The sequence below is a fragment of the Neobacillus sp. NPDC093182 genome, assembly GCF_044754045.1.
Map to the genome: position 1 here is coordinate 38,980 of NZ_JBIVOI010000020.1, position 17,546 is coordinate 56,525.

Annotated in this window: 15 protein-coding genes; all 15 read right to left on the reverse strand. The window is 40.3% G+C overall.

Annotation, left to right across the window (positions count from 1 at the left end):
* Nucleotides 1–166: 166 nt before the first annotated feature.
* The 15 genes from ACIQAA_RS27550 to purQ all read right to left on the reverse strand — a co-directional run bounded on the left by ACIQAA_RS27550 (nt 167) and on the right by purQ (nt 17,546).
* Complete coding sequence (locus ACIQAA_RS27550) at nt 167–1,129, reverse strand: sugar phosphate isomerase/epimerase family protein (protein ID WP_402626094.1); 963 nt, start codon at nt 1,127–1,129, stop codon at nt 167–169.
* A complete protein-coding gene (locus tag ACIQAA_RS27555) occupies nt 1,126–2,322 on the reverse strand; it encodes a Gfo/Idh/MocA family protein (RefSeq protein WP_402626095.1) in 1,197 nt (398 codons plus the stop codon). Before ACIQAA_RS27555 ends, ACIQAA_RS27550 begins: the two co-directional genes overlap by 4 nt.
* Nucleotides 2,313–3,281, reverse strand: a complete 969-nt coding sequence (locus tag ACIQAA_RS27560) for a sugar phosphate isomerase/epimerase family protein (protein WP_402626097.1) — start codon at nt 3,279–3,281, stop codon at nt 2,313–2,315. Before ACIQAA_RS27560 ends, ACIQAA_RS27555 begins: the two co-directional genes overlap by 10 nt.
* A gap of 48 nt (nt 3,282–3,329) precedes the next feature.
* The gene (locus ACIQAA_RS27565) at nt 3,330–4,169 is read right to left on the reverse strand and encodes a carbohydrate ABC transporter permease (RefSeq protein WP_402626099.1); all 840 of its coding nucleotides are present in this window, start codon (nt 4,167–4,169) and stop codon (nt 3,330–3,332) included.
* Nucleotides 4,169–5,107: a carbohydrate ABC transporter permease gene (locus ACIQAA_RS27570; protein ID WP_402626101.1), complete on the reverse strand. Its 939-nt coding sequence runs from the start codon at nt 5,105–5,107 to the stop codon at nt 4,169–4,171. Before ACIQAA_RS27570 ends, ACIQAA_RS27565 begins: the two co-directional genes overlap by 1 nt.
* Nucleotides 5,108–5,176: 69 nt before the next feature.
* Entirely contained in the window at nt 5,177–6,421 is a 1,245-nt protein-coding gene (locus ACIQAA_RS27575; RefSeq protein ID WP_402626102.1) for an ABC transporter substrate-binding protein, read from the reverse strand.
* Between the two features lie 48 nt (nt 6,422–6,469).
* Complete coding sequence (locus tag ACIQAA_RS27580; RefSeq protein WP_402626104.1) at nt 6,470–7,495, reverse strand: Gfo/Idh/MocA family protein; 1,026 nt, start codon at nt 7,493–7,495, stop codon at nt 6,470–6,472.
* 203 nt (nt 7,496–7,698) lie between these two features.
* Nucleotides 7,699–8,730 carry a LacI family DNA-binding transcriptional regulator gene (locus ACIQAA_RS27585; RefSeq protein ID WP_402626106.1) on the reverse strand — a complete coding sequence of 344 codons (1,032 nt, stop codon included), beginning with the start codon at nt 8,728–8,730 and terminating at the stop codon, nt 7,699–7,701.
* Nucleotides 8,731–8,914: 184 nt separating this feature from the next.
* Entirely contained in the window at nt 8,915–10,276 is a 1,362-nt protein-coding gene (locus ACIQAA_RS27590; protein ID WP_402626107.1) for a dipeptidase, read from the reverse strand.
* A gap of 205 nt (nt 10,277–10,481) precedes the next feature.
* A complete protein-coding gene (locus ACIQAA_RS27595) occupies nt 10,482–11,258 on the reverse strand; it encodes an FAD-binding oxidoreductase (RefSeq protein WP_402626108.1) in 777 nt (258 codons plus the stop codon).
* A gap of 340 nt (nt 11,259–11,598) precedes the next feature.
* Nucleotides 11,599–12,861, reverse strand: coding sequence for a phosphoribosylamine--glycine ligase (purD, locus tag ACIQAA_RS27600; protein ID WP_402626110.1), 1,263 nt, complete (start codon nt 12,859–12,861; stop codon nt 11,599–11,601).
* A gap of 97 nt (nt 12,862–12,958) precedes the next feature.
* Nucleotides 12,959–13,537 carry a phosphoribosylglycinamide formyltransferase gene (gene purN / locus ACIQAA_RS27605; RefSeq protein WP_402626111.1) on the reverse strand — a complete coding sequence of 193 codons (579 nt, stop codon included), beginning with the start codon at nt 13,535–13,537 and terminating at the stop codon, nt 12,959–12,961.
* Between the two features lie 2 nt (nt 13,538–13,539).
* On the reverse strand, nt 13,540–14,574 hold the full coding sequence (gene purM / locus ACIQAA_RS27610; protein ID WP_402626113.1) for a phosphoribosylformylglycinamidine cyclo-ligase: 1,035 nt from the start codon (nt 14,572–14,574) through the stop codon (nt 13,540–13,542).
* Between the two features lie 13 nt (nt 14,575–14,587).
* Entirely contained in the window at nt 14,588–16,876 is a 2,289-nt protein-coding gene (gene purL, locus ACIQAA_RS27615) for a phosphoribosylformylglycinamidine synthase subunit PurL (RefSeq protein WP_402626114.1), read from the reverse strand.
* The gene (purQ, locus tag ACIQAA_RS27620) at nt 16,863–17,546 is read right to left on the reverse strand and encodes a phosphoribosylformylglycinamidine synthase subunit PurQ (RefSeq protein ID WP_402626116.1); all 684 of its coding nucleotides are present in this window, start codon (nt 17,544–17,546) and stop codon (nt 16,863–16,865) included. Before purQ ends, purL begins: the two co-directional genes overlap by 14 nt.

Here is a 17,546-nt window from a genome sequence, read left to right on the forward strand (position 1 = left end):
ATTCCTATCATAACACAATTTAGAGTTGAAATTTTCCTTCAATATAAAGAGACATTGATTTTTTAAGATCAATGTCTCTTTTTCATTCATTTTAATAAACCACATGAAATAGGGTTTTTCTTAAACAATCCTTACTCCATCAAATTTGAATTTATCAATCTATTCCCTATGCCCAATACATCTCTCCGCTTGTTTCTTTAATTAAAACCTCGTCTAGGAAGTCGACTGCTTTTTGGAATCCTTCCTGAATCGACATTAACCCATCTTCATGTTCGATACTGATGCTTCCATAATAGCCCACAGTCCGAAGGGCACTAATAATCTCTTTCCAGGTGTCCATGCCATGCCCATAACCAACGGTTCTGAATACCCACGAGCGATTAGCGATATCCCGGTAGGATTTTGTATCCAATACTCCATTTAAACGATTATTCTTGGGATGTATGGCTGTATCTTTCGCGTGAAAATGATAGATAGTCTCGCCTAATTCTAGGATGGAGTCCACCGGATTCATTCCCTGCCAGAATAAATGGCTCGGATCAAAATTCACGCCAATATTGTCTCCCGCTTCCTTCCGCAGTCGAAGCGCAGTTTCCGTATTGTACACAACGAAGCCCGGATGCGGTTCGACCGCCACTTTGATGCCGCGGCTTTTCGTAAAAGCCGACATATCCTTCCAGTAAGGAATCACCTTTTCTTCCCATTGCCACTCTACAATTTCTGAAAAATCATTCGGCCAAGGGCAAGTAATCCAAACTGGACGCTGAGACGTTTCCGACTCTCCAGGACATCCGGAAAAATTCACAATTGTATCAACACCCAATGCACGAGCAAGAAGAACCGAGTTCTTAAAGTCTTCATGATGCTGCTGGGCAGTTTCCTTATTAGGATGAAGAGGATTACCGTGACAGCTAAGTGCACTAATTTGCAAATTATGCTCTTGAATCAGCTCTTTGATCCTTTCAATTTCATTTGGTTTATCCAACACTCGTGCTGGATTTAGATGATGTTTTCCGACATAACCGCCGGTTGCAATTTCCACCATCTGAATGTTTTTTTGCGAAATATATTTAATAGCTTCCTCGAAGGAATGTCTTCTAAATAATGTTAGGAATACTCCTAGTTTCATTTCTCCACCCCGCTAGCTACTGGAAGAATCTCCTCAATCTTTGTCCACCGTTTGTCTTGTACAGACTTTTCGACCGCTTCTAATACGATTTGGTTTCGAAGGCCATCTTCAAAATTTGGAGATGGACTGTAACCGCAAGTAATCCCCTTCATCAGCTCTGTCATCATATTGATAAAGGTGTGTTCATACCCGATAATATGTCCGTCTGGCCAGTAAGCACCTGCAAAAGGATGATGCTGCTCGGTACAATTGATGGTGCGGAATCCTTGTAGACCTGGCTCATCGTCTACAAAGAAAACTTCGAGATTATTCATATTTTCTAGATCCCAGCGAATCGAACCTTTTTCCCCGTTAATCTCAAAACGATTTCCATTTCGGTTACCTCCTGCAAAGCGCGTGGCTTCAAAGGTTCCGATAGCATCATTCTCAAATCTTGCCAAAAATGCGGAAGCATCGTCTACCTCTACCAGACCTTTTTCTTCCATATTCCCTCTTGCACTTAAGCCCTCACTGCTGCTAGCGATTGGACGTTCTTTAATAAACGTTTCCATCAACCCAATTACTTCTTTAAATTCACCGACTAAAAAACGAGCAAGGTCGATAATATGAGCGGCTAAATCACCATGTGCTCCAGAGCCGCTGACTTCCTTTTGCAAACGCCAAACTAGTGGAAACGCTGGATCCATAATCCAATCTTGCAGATAGGTTGCACGGATATGATAAATCTTTCCAAGCCTTCCTTCCGATATTAATTTTTTTGCAAACTGCACGGCAGGAGAAAAGCGGAAATTATGTGAAATCATATGAACCACTCCCGCCTCCTGAACAGCTTCCAACACCTTTTTGGATTCTTCTACCGTCATAGTGAGTGGCTTTTCACAAAGAATATGTTTGCCCGCTTTTGCAGCCGCAATCGCCATTTCAGCATGGACATTGTTGGGAGTACCGATATCGACTAAATCAATGTCTTCCCTCTCAACCAATCGTCGCCAATCGGTTTCATATGAAGCCCATCCCATTTTCTCTGCCGCTTGTTTTACCCCTTGTTCATCACGTCCAGCAATTGCCTGCATGACCGGCACAGCCTCAGTATCGAAAAAGAAAGGTAGATTCCGATAGGCATTAGAATGTGCCTTCCCCATAAACTTGTATCCAATCAAACCAACACGAACTTGTTTCTTATTTACACCCACCAAATTTCACCTACCCTTTCCTTAATAAGTAAATGATTTAAAAAGGAAGTTGCTTTTTGGAAACCTTCTTCGACGGACATTAAGCTGTCCTCATGTTCAATGCTAATGGCACCTTGATAGCCAACAAGCTGCAGAGTACTAATAATTTCTCTCCATGTGTCCTCTCCGTGCCCATAACCCACTGTTCTAAAAATCCAGGAGCGGTTAAGCTCATCACGGTAACTTTTTGTATCAAGTACACCATTGGCATCAGTATTTTGTTTATCTACACCTGTATCCTTTGCATGGAAGTGATAAAGAGCCTTTGCCTTTGCCAACTCTTTAATCCCTACAACCGGATCCATGTTTTGCCAAAATAAATGGCTCGGGTCAAAGTTCGCCCCGATTTGATCGCCACACTCCTTGCGAAGGCGTAATAGGGATTCTGTATTGTAAACAACAAATCCTGGATGTGGCTCAATCGCTACTCGAACTCCATATTCTTTTAAAAATAGATTTTGTTCTTTCCAGTACGGAATAACCTTTTCTTGCCATTGCCACTCTAAAACAGCGGAGAAGTCATCCGGCCATGGGCAAGTAACCCAGACAGGATTTAGAGAATATTCAGATTCACCAGGGCAACCAGAGAAGGTAATGACATTCTCAACATTGAGTTTTGAAGCTAGACGAACAGTATTTTGAAACTCCTCATGGTGTTGCTGCGCAATATTCTTGTTAGGATGAAGAGGATTTCCATGACAGCTAAGGGCACTAATTTCCAGCCCTCGGCTTGTAATGGCTTTTTTAAATCTAGTTAATTTCTCCTCATTTTCTAGTAATTCTGCTGGATTGCAATGGGCATTTCCTACATAGCCTCCAGTTCCGATTTCAACTGCCTGAAGACCCGCTTCCTTAACGGTATCTAGTGCATCTTCCAAACTTTTTTGACCAAATAAAACAGCGAATACTCCTAATTTCATCCTTTTCACTCCTAGTTTATTAGGTTACTATTGTTCACTTCAGAACCATTAATCCTTCATTGCTCCTGAAGTTATTCCGCCAATAATGTATTTTTGTAGTGTTATGAAAATGAGAATAATAGGAATCGCAGCAATCGTTGCAACGGCCATCAGTTTATTCCATGCTGTACCGTATTCCCCAATAAATTTATATAACCCCAGTGTTAATGGACGGATTGTTTCATCGGTTGTTAAGGTTAACGCGAATAAAAAGTCTCCCCATCCCCACAAGAAGCAGAACACGCCTACCGTCATAATCCCTGGTTTCACCAATGGAAGAATAATTCGCCAAAACGCTGAAAACTTATTGCAGCCATCGATTTGTGCCGCTTCCTCTAAACCGCTGGGCAATGATAAGAAATAAGGGCGAAGAACAAGAATCGCAAAAGGCAGGGCATGGGTAGTATTGGCAATAAATAAAGCAAAAAAGTTATTCACTAAATTAATTTTGGAGAAGAAGATAAACAGCGGCATAGCTAACATAATATTCGGAAGCATTTGAACCGCCAGCAAAATAAGGAGGATGAATCCCTTCCCTTTAATATTTTGCCGGGCTAATGCATATGCACATGGAATCGCTAACAATAATGTTAATACCATCGTACCGGTCGCAATAATGGCACTATTCCCGATATACTTCAACATGACTTGATTTTGAACGAAGTTTTCAATATATGCGCTAAAGGATGGATTCGCAGGAATCACTTCCGGCGGATAAGTGAATAACGCGTTCATCGGCTTCAAAGAGGTGATGAACATCCAGAAAACTGGAAAAAGAAACAACATCGTTGAAATGACCGCAATAAATGTATTGAGATATTGAGTTCTTGTAAGTTTTGCTCCTCCCACTATTGTTCCTCCTTCCGAATCATCCATAGATAGATAGATGCAAATACGCTTAAAATTACAAACATAACGGTCGCTACAGCAGCTCCCATACTAAATTCAAATTGCTGGAAAGCCAGTTGGTATGCATATAATGGGAGGACGGTAGAAGAATTAACAGGACCCCCGGCTGTCATAATAAAGATCAAATCAAACACTTTAAAAGTGTAGACAATACCTAACATTAACAGTATGAGTATAGTAGGTTTTAGCAGGGGAATTGTAATATGGATAAATCGTTGAAGACGATTGGCACCATCAATTTTTGCTGCTTCATAAAGATCATCCGGAAGAGATTGCAAGGCCGATAGAAGGATTATCATATTAAAAGGAATTCCAACCCAGACATTTCCGATAACGGTTCCTACTAGAGACGTATTCGCTTCTGTCAGCCAATGGATTGGCTGATCAATAATACCGATGGTAAGAAGAACATAGTTAATAATTCCATAATCATTGGATAGCATCCATTTAAACAAGGTAGCTGTAATAACAATTGGTAACATCCAGGCTAAAAGCATCAAAGAGCGCATTAAATCTCTGCCAGGGAATTTTTGATTGTAAAATAACGCAAAGGCGAACCCGATGATAAACTGAAATAGTAAACATGCAGTAGTAAATACAAAAGAGTTTTTCATGGAAACAGTAAAGTTGATATCTTTAAAAATGTTTATGTAGTTTAACAAGCCAACAAATTCACGTTCTCCAGCCAAGTTCATAATCGTTACATTTTGAAAACTAATAATAAGGTTATAAGCAATTGGAAAAAGCATAAATAGACCAATGAAAACTAAGCTGGGTATTACGAAAAAGTAACTTGTCCATTTACTTAAACTCTTAGCAAGCTTTCTAGACTGTTTGACCGTTACTTTACTTTGCACAGCGCTTTGCAATTGGGACATATTTTTCATCCTCCTTTGATTTACTCAGGGAGATAGAAGGGCTTCTATCCCCCTAAATAAAGCTATACTCTATGGCAGCAATGGTTTAATTTTTGCGTCCGCTTCTTTCACAGCGTCTTCTGCAGATTTAGCACCCGTTAATACCTGCTGAATCATTTCCTGTACGGCCTCAGAAATTTTAGGGTAATTCGGACCATAAGCGCGGGCTTTCGCTACTTCCATACCATCAGCAAACGTTTTCAAATTCTTGTTGTTTTGCCAATAAGGGTCTTGGATGACATCTTTTCGGCTTGGTAGTCTTCCTGCTGTTTCAAGGTATTTTTGTAAATGTTCTTTCTGTTGAATAAATTTAACAATATCCCAAGCGATATCCTTATGCTTTGAACCAGCTGTGATTGCCCAATTTTCTCCGCCTAAAATAGTTCCGCCCTCTTTACCTTCAGGAAGTGTAGTAATATCCCAATTTACTTTTGCTTCCTTCTCTAGGAAAGGAATTTGCCATGTTCCATTGACCATCATCGCAACCTTACCTGTTGCAAATTGAATGGCAATAGCTTCCTGGTCTTGTGCAATAACTTCTTTGGACATATAACCCTTATCTACAAATTCTTTCCATAGATTAATAGCATCAATTGTGCCTTTACTATTAAACTTATCTAAATCAGATCCTTGCTGCCAAACAAACGGCAGGAATTGGAAGGTACCTTGTTCCGTTTTAATAGCAGATACGGATAATCCGTATACACCATCTTTTGTTAGCTTTTTCGCTGCTTCCTTTAATTCCTCCCAATTTGTTGGAGGTTCAATCCCAGCTTCTTTCAACATATCGGCATTATAGTAGAGTGCTAGATTGTTACTGCTGTTTGGAATACCATAGTTTTTCCCTTTGTACATGGTTGAAGAAAAAGGCCCTTCAAAATATTGTTCTGCTTCTCCCCATTCTTCTACTTCTTTCGTAATATCTGCAAACACCCCTGCCGCTGAAAACGCTTGATGGTCAGGATTATCAATGGCTACAATATCAGGAAGCTCACCAGCTGCAGTCCCCATCAGGAGTTTGTTTTTCAGATCAGCGAATGGTACATACGTACGTTCAATATCTACATTCGGATTTTCTTTTTCATAGGCTGAAATGATCTCATTAATTGCCTGTTGAGTTGCTTCTGGTGCATTATAGTCCCACCATGTAATTTTGACTTTCTCTCCATCCTTGCTGCCAGTTTCATTTCTACTATCATTAGATGTTGAAGTCGATGAACAGGCAGCTAAAAATAACAACAGCATAACAGTAATGATTGACAATAGTCGTTTCATAATTCATTTCCCCTTTTACTTGTTCGTATTTTTTACCCCTTAGGAAATTTAACTGTGCTGAACTGGTGAAGTAGGTGAAAAATTCTTTGCCATTACTTTTTGTCCGCTTCGTGCAGAGGCAATTGCCATACACGTTAACTTAAAGCTTTTAAAATTATCTTCAATGGTAGTCGCTGGCTGCCGATTTTCTCTGATGGATTTTACCATATCATCGAGAGATGCCATTCTGTCTTCAAATTCCATTTGAACAAGTTCAACCCGTCTGCCAGTTTGATCATCTTCTAAATAACAGTGAACTTGGTCATCAATCATTTCAATTGCCCCTTTGTCACCTATCACCCGGATATCCCCATTCCAAGTGGTTTCCTTCCCCCGCGAAACCCAGCTTCCAAAATAGTTAACCTTTACATCATCTTCAAAGGTAATCCATACTCCCGCTGTAGGTTTGCCGCTAAACCAACTCCACTCAGGACGATAACTTTGAGCAGACACTTCCAACGGCTCTTTATCTAGCAAATATCGTACGATATCAAAATGGTGTATGGACATATCCTCTAAAAGAATTTCTTTGTATTGGTCTCTCCAGCCGCCGAATTTCATAGCCTTTCTAAACTCATATTCTATGTAGCCTATCTCGCCAATGGTGCCCTCGTTTATTAATTTCTTTACTGTCTGAATAGGTGAACGCCAGCGGTAATTTTGACTAATCATTACCTTTTTATTGAAATCTTTTGTGAAGTTTAATAATGTTTCTGCTTCTTCAAAGGTGTGGGTAAGAGGCTTTTCCATCATGACATGGAATCCGCTTTGCATTGCTTGAATTGCAAGTTGCTGATGGGTCTTAGGAGGAGTAACAATGAGGACTAAATCTGCTTGTATGGTTTGAAATGCATCAGCTGGATTTGTAAATATTGCTTCTTCTGGTAATCCAGTAATTTTTTGGGCTTCTGCTAAATTTTCAGGTACCAAATCAACTATGGCAGCTAATTCTGTATTTTTATAATTCATCACCAATTCCATCCAAGACTTACCGAAACTGCCTGCTCCAACTTGGATGACACGTATATTTTTCATAAAATTCCTCCGTTCGTTTTAAAAATCCAGATAAACCAATTCATCTCATTTGGATATTAAGCGCTTTCATTTCAATTTAAATATTTTAATTAACGTGATTAGTATAGGGTTTCCTGAAATCACCACCTTTAAATGATTATGTTTGAGTAAATACTCCACAAAATGACGTACGATAATCATTTTACTCTAAAAAAATTGAGTTTCTAAATATAGAACCTCGAATTTTCTTTTGTAATAATCTCAAGCTTTGTAATGATTTCTTTATTGTTCATATTTTCTTCTCCCGCAAAATGGTCAAACAACTTTTTAACGGCAAAATATCCCTGATTACTAGCTGACTGATCAATCGTTGCCGTTATAACCCTCTTTTGAAGATAATCATAAATCTCTTTACTAAAATCATGACCAATTAAAACCTTTTTACTATTTAACTTTTCAAGATACTTAGCAACACTGCTTAATTCTGCATTCGAAACATAAATTCCAGAAACTTCATCCAAACTGGGTATTTTTCGTTCCAAATCCCTATCAATGTCTTTCCGATCAATTTTGATCGGACCAATCATTTGAATATCCGGATATTCAAGTAATACCTCCCGAAAACCAGCAGCCTTTTCTTGTGCTTGATAGGATGTTTCAGTAGAGGTAAGAAGAGCTGCATTACCCGATCCGCCTAAAAAATTGCATAGAAGTTCCGCTGCTAACCGACCTGCATTTCGATAATCGGATCCTACATAGAACATTCTCTTACTAGCAGGAGAATCATGGTTAAAGGTAGCAATTTGTAAGCCTTTGTCAATACCATAATCTATTAAATTAATAAAAGGATTATCCCCGATTGCAATAGCCAATGCATCAGTTTCCCTTTCCTCGATTATCCGCTTGATAATTTCCTCGCCCCTTAATAAGTCCTGATCAGGGATTTTGTATTTCTTACCCACTACACCATAATCATTCAGTTCATTAAAGGCTTTATTGATCCCCTCTTCCACCTGCTCCCAAAAATGAACAGGATATTCTGGAATCACTACAGTAATGGTAAATTGTTCGTTTCTTGAAAGAATACTTGCAAGTCGATTGGGCTTATAACCTAGTTCCTTAGCTTTCTCCATAACTTTATTGTACGTTTCTTCTTTCACATTACCTCGGTTATTCAATGCTCGGTCAACAGTAGCTATGGAAAATCCTAACTGTTGAGCTATTAATTTCGCAGTAACTTTTGTATGCGTTTCCATATAATCAACCTTCTAAATGTTATTTATCTTGTCTATGATTATCGTACATCATTTTTTAGCGCAATTCAATGATTTATTTTTAAAAATTTAAAATATTTAAATTATTCGGTCGCATATTAATCGAGAAAAGTTCAAATTCAGAAAAAAAGAGGGATACTATGCGATCCCTCCCTTGCCTATCTATTCAGACCAATTCTAAAAACGAACAAATCGTTAAAATCCCTTTATCAAAGTTTTCTAAGTTAAAATGTTCATTTGGAGCATGGAGATTTTCATCTGGCAGCCCGAATCCCATTAAGACAACTGGAGTATTTAAGGTATGGTTGAAATCCGATACAATCGGAATGGAGCCTCCTTCTCTTTTATAAACAGGTGCTTTTCCATAAACCTGTTCATAAGCTTCAGCCGCTTTTTGAATCATCGGATCATCGATTGGGGTTAAGAAGGGATTACCTGTATCTTGAAGTGTTACTTTTACCGTGCATCCTTTTGGTGCTTGTTCTTCCAAATGTTTTTTGATTAAGCCCTGGATTTTTTCTGGATTTTGATTATTGACTAGACGGCAAGTGATTTTGGCGTGTGCCTCGTTCGGAATGACAGTTTTTGTACCTTCCCCCTGAAATCCGCCCCATATGCCGTTTAATTCTAATGTTGGCCGAGAACTGATTTTCTCGGGATATGGATAATTTGTTTCCCCTCCCGTTAATTCCGTTAAGCCTAACTGTTTTTTCAGCTTTTCTTCATCAAAGCCCAGTGCTTTAATTTGTTCTTTCTCAAATTCTGTCAATTCTAAAACATCATCATAGAACTGATCAACATTTACCTTTCCGTTTGCATCATGAAGAGTAGAAAGCAGCTGGACTAACAAATGGTTAGCGTTCTGAACTCCCCCGCCGAACATACCTGAATGCAAATCGGTATTTGCCGTTTTAAGGGAAACCTCAAGAGCACAAAGTCCTCTTAGAGAATAAGTAATCGCAGGAACTCCTCTATCCCACATATCAGAATCGGATATGACCACTACATCACAGGCTAGTTTTTCTTTATTTTCGGATAAAAACTGTGGAAGATAAGGACTTCCGATTTCTTCTTCTCCTTCAATACAAAATTTTAGGTTAACCGGTAATTTATTTTCTAATTTTAGTAGTGCTTCGACAGCTTTAATATGTAAGAATGTCTGCCCTTTGTCGTCTGTTGCCCCTCTGGCAAAGATTTTTTCATCGCGGATGTCTGGTTCAAACGGAGGGGTTTCCCATAAGTTAATCGGGTCAACGGGCTGTACATCATAATGACCGTATACTAATACAGTTGGCGCATTTTTCTGATGAAGCCAGTCTGCATAAATAATCGGATGACCTTTTGTTTGTACGATTTCAACGTGTTCCATACCAATGTTTTTTAACTTATTGGCAATCCAGGAAGCTGCTTTTTGGATGTCCTCTTTATGCTCCGATAAGGAACTGATGCTTGGAATGCGAAGTAATTCTTTTAATTCCTCAACATTTTCTTGATGATGCTTGGATATAAATTCGGATAATTGACTCATGTTCTCACCTATACTTTTTTATTTTCACTTCTATTTTACACAAAAAATAAAAAGAAAATAGAAAACCAGCTCTAAAAAAAGGGAGAGAGTGTATTTGAATATTAAAAGTGCCTGATACTACAAGATATTATCAGGAAATTTTGACCGTTCTCTGGACCAAGCCTTTTTCCCAGAATTGTTAAGTCTTCAAACAAAGCTTTATTATTCAAAAAAACGCAGCCAGCTTACCAATCCGGGCACCGTGCTCTTTTTTTAGCGGCGTTTGATGATCCTTTTTTCCAGTATTTATGTAATCTATTACATACATTTCGTTCAAAAATGAATTCGGAGCAACACTTACTCTTGCATAATGCATAGATGTATCATCATTTTTTAACAGTTTTGCAAAATAAGCTTCATACTCATTTGTTTTAAGTTCATCTGTATGAATTGTGTAAAAGTCATTTTCCGTTAATTCTAAAGTGACATCTAAAATGACACCAAATAAGCCATAGCCGCCAAACACATACTTCATCCATTCCTCAGAGTCATTCCGTGTTACTGTTTTAATCTCGCCAGTCGGAGTCAAGATGGTCATTTCCCTGACTGTTCCAGCCATTGGGCCAAATTGGATATCCCGCCCATGAGCATTAACTGAGAGTGATCCTCCTATTGTAAAAATCGACTGTGACTGTGTGACTTTTAAAGCTAGCCCATAAGGTTGAATCGCTTCCTGAACATTTTCCCAAGTAGCTCCACTTTCTACTTTTATCGTTTTATGCTGTTTATCTATTTCCAGGACTTTATTGAACGTCTTCATATCCAATACTACACTATCCTTGTAATATGTGTGTCCGCCTTGCGAATGCTGCAGTCCTGCTGTGGAAATATGATGGCCCTTTTCATTCGCTTCCTTCACAATTTTTTGTAATTCTGTCCGATTTCCTACTTTTATTATTCCTTTGATCCGTTCAGGGAGCAGACCTGAATAATCTGTTGTCATATTGCTCAGTGAGAGGCCATATTTTCTTTTTTCAATAGGAATGTTTAATAACACGGAGACAACAAAAATACATACTACAATTCCAAGAAACCATGGATTTTTATGTATTACCTGTTTTGTTTTTTATAAGTGATGGCTTCAACAAATCAACCCCAAAAAGTGTAATATTACACTAACTATAACAAGAGATGTCAATTTATTGCAATACTTTATTTTTATTAATTACGTTAAAGGATTTCATTAAAAAATGCCAGGCACCAACCATAGTAATGATTGATGCCTGGCATTTTTCTTATGTTCATTTAGTACCATAATGGATAGAAACCATGATTGCAACATATCAATGGAAAGCTTTTGCTCCTATATCTGTTCGGTAATGTGCACCATTAAAAGATACCTTTTCTACTGACTTGTAAGCTAATTCCCGTGCGTCTTTAAGCGTTTCACCGATCGCCGTAATTCCTAGAACTCGACCACCATTTGTAATAATTTCCCCATCTTTTGAAGCGGTACCGGCATGGAATATCATCGTTGGATGAACGACTTTGTCCAATCCAGAAATAACTTCGCCTTTTTCATATGGGCCTGGATATCCTGCTGAAGACATAATCACGCAAACGGCCGCCTTGTCCTTCCACTTCACTTCCACATTTTCTAATTCTCCGGTGAGACTTGCAATCACAATTTCAAGTAAATCTGTTTCTAATAATGGAAGGACAACCTGGGTTTCCGGATCGCCAAAGCGTGCATTATATTCAATGACTTTTGGCCCTTCTTTCGTCAGCATCAAACCCGTATAGAGAATTCCTTCATAAGGTACTCCTTCCTCTTCCATCGCTTCGGCTGTTGGTTGGACGATGTCGCGAATAACCCTTTCAACTATTGAAGAATCAATATGCGGTAAAGGAGCATACGTTCCCATTCCACCCGTGTTAGGTCCCTTGTCACCATCATACACTGGCTTATGATCCTGGGATGGAACCATTGGCTTCACGGTAGAATGATTCACAAAAGAAAGCAGGGTCATTTCTTCCCCCTCGAGAAATTCCTCAATAACCACCCTCACCCCTGCCAAACCAAGCGTGACATCTTGCATCATACTTTTAAGTGCGTCTTCAGCTTCTTCTAAGCTAGTCGCCACAACCACACCTTTTCCTGCAGCAAGGCCATCCGCCTTGATTACAATGGGTGCTCCTTCACTACGAACAAAGGCTAGAGCTTCCTCATAGTTTGTAAAGGCAGCATATTTAGCAGTCGGAATCTGATACTTTATCATTATTTCCTTAGCAAACGCCTTACTTCCCTCAATCCGTGCAGCTTCCTTTGATGGGCCATATACAGCTAATCCCTCCTCTTTAAAATAATTAACTATACCCAATGAGAGTGGCTCTTCTGGTCCTACAAAAGTAAGGTCTATTTGTTGTTTTATTGCAAAATCTGCTAATTTTTCTATATCTGAAACAGCAATGGGAACGCATTCGGCTAATTCTGCAATTCCAGGGTTGCCAGGAGCACAATACATTTGTTTAATTTTAGAACTTTGCGACAGTTTCCAAACAATTGCATGCTCACGACCGCCTCCCCCTACAACTAACACCTTCATTTCGTCATACCTCCTAGTGTTTAAATGTCTTATGCCTGTAAACACCATGGCGATTCCATGCTTATGGTTTTATCAGACACACTTATCAGGGCCCTTCTCATTTTGCTGCCTCCTTATTCGCAAGACTTTGGATTACTTCTGGTAACAAGCTGTGCTCCTGCTCCTGAATCTTTATTATCAATGATTCTCTTGTCTCATCCGAATCGATCATAACGGCTCGCTGTGCAATAACAGCACCAGTATCCATTCCTTCATCCACAAAATGGACCGTCACACCCGTCACCTTTACCCCATAATCGAGGGCTTGGCCAATGGCATCTTTCCCTGCGAATGCTGGTAATAAGGATGGGTGGACATTAATGATTTTCCTATCATATGCCTCGAGTAAAACATGACCCAGGAGTCTCATATAGCCAGCCAATACAATGAAATCAACCTCCCTTTGTGTTAGCTTTTCAAGAATCACTTCTTCATAAGCTTGTTTATTTGGATAATCCTTGGCATTAAAAGTAAACACCGGGATCGATTCATCCTTTGCTTTCTGGACTGCTAGAGCTTCAGGGCGGTCACTGACTAGTAAAACTACTTGAACGTTCGTAATGTTTTTGGATTCGATGGCTTCCAGAATCGCTACAAAATTAGAACCCTTACCAGATGCAAAAACGGCAATCTTCATACTTACTCCTTCTTGAATACGACTTCTTCGGTTCCTTTTTGCACTGTACCAATTTCATACGCATTTTCACCCAACGATTGCAGGTGCTCCAAAATCTCACGTGAGTCTGCATAATCAACGACTAGAATCATCCCGATTCCCATATTAAAAGTTCGGAACATATCATAATCGGATATTTTGCCTGTAGCTTGGATAAAGGAAAAAATAGGTGGGATCTTCCATGATCCATCCCTTATCTCAGCCTGTAAGCCTTCGGGTAAAATTCGTGGAATGTTATCGTAAAAGCCCCCGCCTGTCACATGTACCAGACCAGAGACAGGATATTTCCGCACCGTTGAAAGGACCGATTTAACATAAATTTTCGTCGGTTTGAGTAACACGCCTCCCAATTCAGCTCCCAATTGCTCCACATAATCACCTAAGGAAAGCTTAGCATCCTCCAAAAGAACTTTTCGGACAAGTGAAAACCCATTGCTATGTACACCACTTGAAGCTAATCCAATCAGTACCTGGCCTTCCTTTACTTTGGTTCCGTCAATGACATGTTTTTGATCGACTATCCCAACTGTAAAGCCAGCGATATCATATTCCTCGTCCTGATACATCCCCGGCATCTCGGCTGTTTCGCCACCAATGAGTGAACACCCTGCCTGCAGGCAGCCATCTGCAATTCCTTTCACGATCGATTCAATTTTTTCGGGGATGATTTTACCACAGGCTAAATAGTCTAGAAAAAAAAGCGGCTCCGCCCCTTGGACGATGACATCATTTACACACATGGCAACTGCATCAATCCCGATGGTATCGTGTTTGTCCATAGCGAATGCGATTTTCAATTTAGTCCCAACACCATCTGTACCAGAAACAAAAACGGGCTCTTCCATCCCCGATAAGTCTGGTTTAAAAAGTGCTCCAAAACCTCCTAATCCGGTCAAAACCTCGGGTCGGAAGGTTTTTTTCACATGTTTTTCCATTCTTTCAACTGCTTCATTTCCTGCATCAATGTTAACTCCTGCTTGACGGTACGCATCGCTCATCTGTTTTCCTCCTTTACGGTAAACTTGCGGAGATTTCCTGCATGTTGAACTTTTTTAATAATCTCGAACGCATGATCTCTGGAATGGCACTTCTCCATGCCCTATCCAATTCAGCAACTGGCTGAGAAATCACGTTCTTTCCATTATGTGTAATTGATAAATCAGTTCCCTTTACGATACCGATTTCTTTTATGGGTACTTTCAGCTGTTTTGCCATTTCATTCATCTTTTCAGCATGATCCGATGAAACCGAAATAATAATACGAGATTGAGATTCACTAAAAAGACTAAAGTCGGATCGAAGTTCTTCGGTTAATTGAATTTCCGCTCCCAGCTTCCCACCAATACAGCTTTCTGCCAGAGCCACTGCGATACCGCCTTCTGCTGTATCATGGGCCGATTGGACCCATCCTTCTTGAATAATCTTCAGGGTAAAAGATTGGACCCTCTTTTCCAATTCCAGGTTAATCTGTGGTGGACGCCCTTCTATTTTACCTGTTACTATTTTTTGGTACTCTGAACCACCTATTTCTGCCTTGGTTTCCCCGATTAAAAAGAGTAAATCTTCTTCTTTTTTTAATTCTTGGGTCGTGATATGATCGATATCTTTAATTAACCCTACCATTCCAATCGTTGGTGTTGGAAAGATCGCTTCGCCTTTTGTCTCGTTATAGAGACTGACGTTTCCACCAATGACCGGCGTATTAAGCTGCCGGCACGCTTCACTGATTCCATCTGCAGCCTTTTCAAACTGCCAGAAGATTTCCGGTTTTTCCGGACTCCCAAAGTTTAAGTTATCGGTAATGGCTAACGGTTCCGCTCCGGAACAAACCACATTACGGGCTGCTTCTGCCACTGCGATTGCTCCTCCAACAAACGGATCAAGATAAACATATCTTCCGTTACAATCCGTTGTCATTGCCAAGGCTTTCCTTGTTCCGCGAATGGCAACGACCGCAGCATCCGATCCAGGGATGACGGCGGTGTTGGTTCTAACCATATAGTCATATTGTTGATACACCCACTCTTTGCTGGCAATCGTAGGGGATGCTAGCAGCTGCTTCAAAACGGTATTAAAGTCATCTGGTTCTGCTATTGTTTGTGCTAGGTCTAATTCTGAATATTGTTGGTAATAAGGAGCCTCTTTAGATGGCTTACAATAGACCGGCGCGTCCTCAGCCAGCTTGTCTACAGGGATTTCCGCCACCACCTCTCCTTTATGAAGCAACCGGAGTTGGTTATCATCTGTCACTCGGCCAATTACAGCAGAGTGGAGTCCCCATTTGTCAAAAATCTTTTTCACTTCTTCTTCTTTGCCTTTTTTCGCTACAACCAGCATTCTCTCTTGTGATTCTGAGAGCATCATTTCGTAAGCACTCATTCCTTTTTCGCGCTGTGGAACGAGATCAAGATTCAATTCAACGCCATTTCCCGCTTTACTTGCCATTTCGGAGCTCGAGCTGGTTAATCCTGCCGCCCCCATGTCTTGAATCCCTACTACATGACCAGAAGCAATCAATTCTAAAGTAGCTTCAAGTAACAATTTTTCCATAAAAGGATCGCCGACTTGGACAGCGGGACGTTTCGCTTCGGAATTCTCGCTCAATTCTTCTGAAGCGAAAGTCGCTCCATGAATTCCGTCTCTTCCGGTAGCTGCACCAACATATATCACTGGGTTACCAATCCCCTTAGCCACGCCTTTTTGAATTTGATCATGATCAATTAAACCTACACACATGGCATTTACAAGGGGATTGCCTTCATAGGAAGAATCAAAGTAGATCTCTCCACCAACTGTAGGAATGCCCATACAATTACCGTATCCAGCAATACCCGCGACCACATTTTCAAAAATATATTTGGTTTTAGGGTTATTAAGTTCGCCAAAGCGCAGTGAGTTCAAAAGAGCAATCGGGCGCGCACCCATGGAAAAAACATCACGAATGATCCCTCCAACCCCAGTCGCAGCCCCTTGATAAGGTTCAATGGCCGATGGATGATTGTGGCTTTCAATTTTAAACACGACTGCTTGTTGATCTCCAATATCGACAATCCCCGCTCCTTCACCAGGACCTTGAAGAACGTGCGGGCCAGAAGTCGGAAAACGCTTGAGGACCACCTTTGAATTTTTATAGCTGCAATGCTCGGACCACATCACACTAAATATGCCCGTTTCGGTATAATTCGGTTTCCGCCCGAGAATCTCGATTACTTTTTCAAACTCTTCGTCCGTCAAACCCATTTCCCGATAGACCTTCTGCTCCACGATTTGTTCAGGTGTCGGTTCTTTATGCTGTCCCATGTTGTTTCCTCCAGTAACTTAAAATAGATGAAAACATCCGTTTTCCGTCATCTGTTCCCAGCCATTTATGAACGGCACGTTCCGGATGGGGCATTAATCCTAAAACATTTCCTCTGTCATTGATGACCCCGGCAATTTCAGAAATCGAGCCATTTGGATTCGTCCCTTTATACCTGAACACGATTTGATTATTCTTTTCTAACCGATCCAGAGTCTCTTGATCACAATAATAATTTCCGTCACCGTGGGCAATGGGGATACGAATCATTTCACCTTCTTGGTAGTCTAGTGTGAACGGGGTTTGGTTATTTTCCACTTTTAAATCAATCGTGTCACAATGAAATTTCAACCGTTGATTTCTTCTTAAAGCACCAGGCAAAAGTTTAGCCTCGGTCAGGATTTGAAATCCATTGCAGACTCCCAGAATTAATTTCCCCTCCTCCGCTGCGATTTTCACCTGCTCCATGACAGGAGACAGACTCGCTACAGCCCCTGGCCGCAGATAATCGCCATAGGAAAATCCTCCAGGAACAAGAATCGCATCATATTTCGATAGGTCCGTTTCTAGGTGCCATACATATTCGACAGGTTGTTCAATTGTATCTAAAATAGCTTTATACATATCTACATCACAGTTTGAACCAGGAAAAACCAGTACAGCAAAGTTCAC

Excerpts from the sequence above, each read along its gene's own strand:
- purN (WP_402626111.1), bottom strand. The coding sequence starts at position 13,537 with ATGAAGATTGCCGTTTTTGCATCTGGTAAGGGTTCTAATTTTGTAGCG.
- purM (WP_402626113.1), bottom strand. The coding sequence starts at position 14,574 with ATGAGCGATGCGTACCGTCAAGCAGGAGTTAACATTGATGCAGGAAAT.
- purD (WP_402626110.1), bottom strand. The coding sequence starts at position 12,861 with ATGAAGGTGTTAGTTGTAGGGGGAGGCGGTCGTGAGCATGCAATTGTT.
- ACIQAA_RS27595 (WP_402626108.1), bottom strand. The coding sequence starts at position 11,258 with ATGACAACAGATTATTCAGGTCTGCTCCCTGAACGGATCAAAGGAATA.
- ACIQAA_RS27590 (WP_402626107.1), bottom strand. The coding sequence starts at position 10,276 with ATGAGTCAATTATCCGAATTTATATCCAAGCATCATCAAGAAAATGTT.
- ACIQAA_RS27550 (WP_402626094.1), bottom strand. The coding sequence starts at position 1,129 with ATGAAACTAGGAGTATTCCTAACATTATTTAGAAGACATTCCTTCGAG.
- ACIQAA_RS27580 (WP_402626104.1), bottom strand. The coding sequence starts at position 7,495 with ATGAAAAATATACGTGTCATCCAAGTTGGAGCAGGCAGTTTCGGTAAG.
- purL (WP_402626114.1), bottom strand. The coding sequence starts at position 16,876 with ATGGGACAGCATAAAGAACCGACACCTGAACAAATCGTGGAGCAGAAG.
- ACIQAA_RS27560 (WP_402626097.1), bottom strand. The coding sequence starts at position 3,281 with ATGAAATTAGGAGTATTCGCTGTTTTATTTGGTCAAAAAAGTTTGGAA.
- ACIQAA_RS27570 (WP_402626101.1), bottom strand. The coding sequence starts at position 5,107 with ATGTCCCAATTGCAAAGCGCTGTGCAAAGTAAAGTAACGGTCAAACAG.
- ACIQAA_RS27585 (WP_402626106.1), bottom strand. The coding sequence starts at position 8,730 with ATGGAAACGCATACAAAAGTTACTGCGAAATTAATAGCTCAACAGTTA.
- ACIQAA_RS27575 (WP_402626102.1), bottom strand. The coding sequence starts at position 6,421 with ATGAAACGACTATTGTCAATCATTACTGTTATGCTGTTGTTATTTTTA.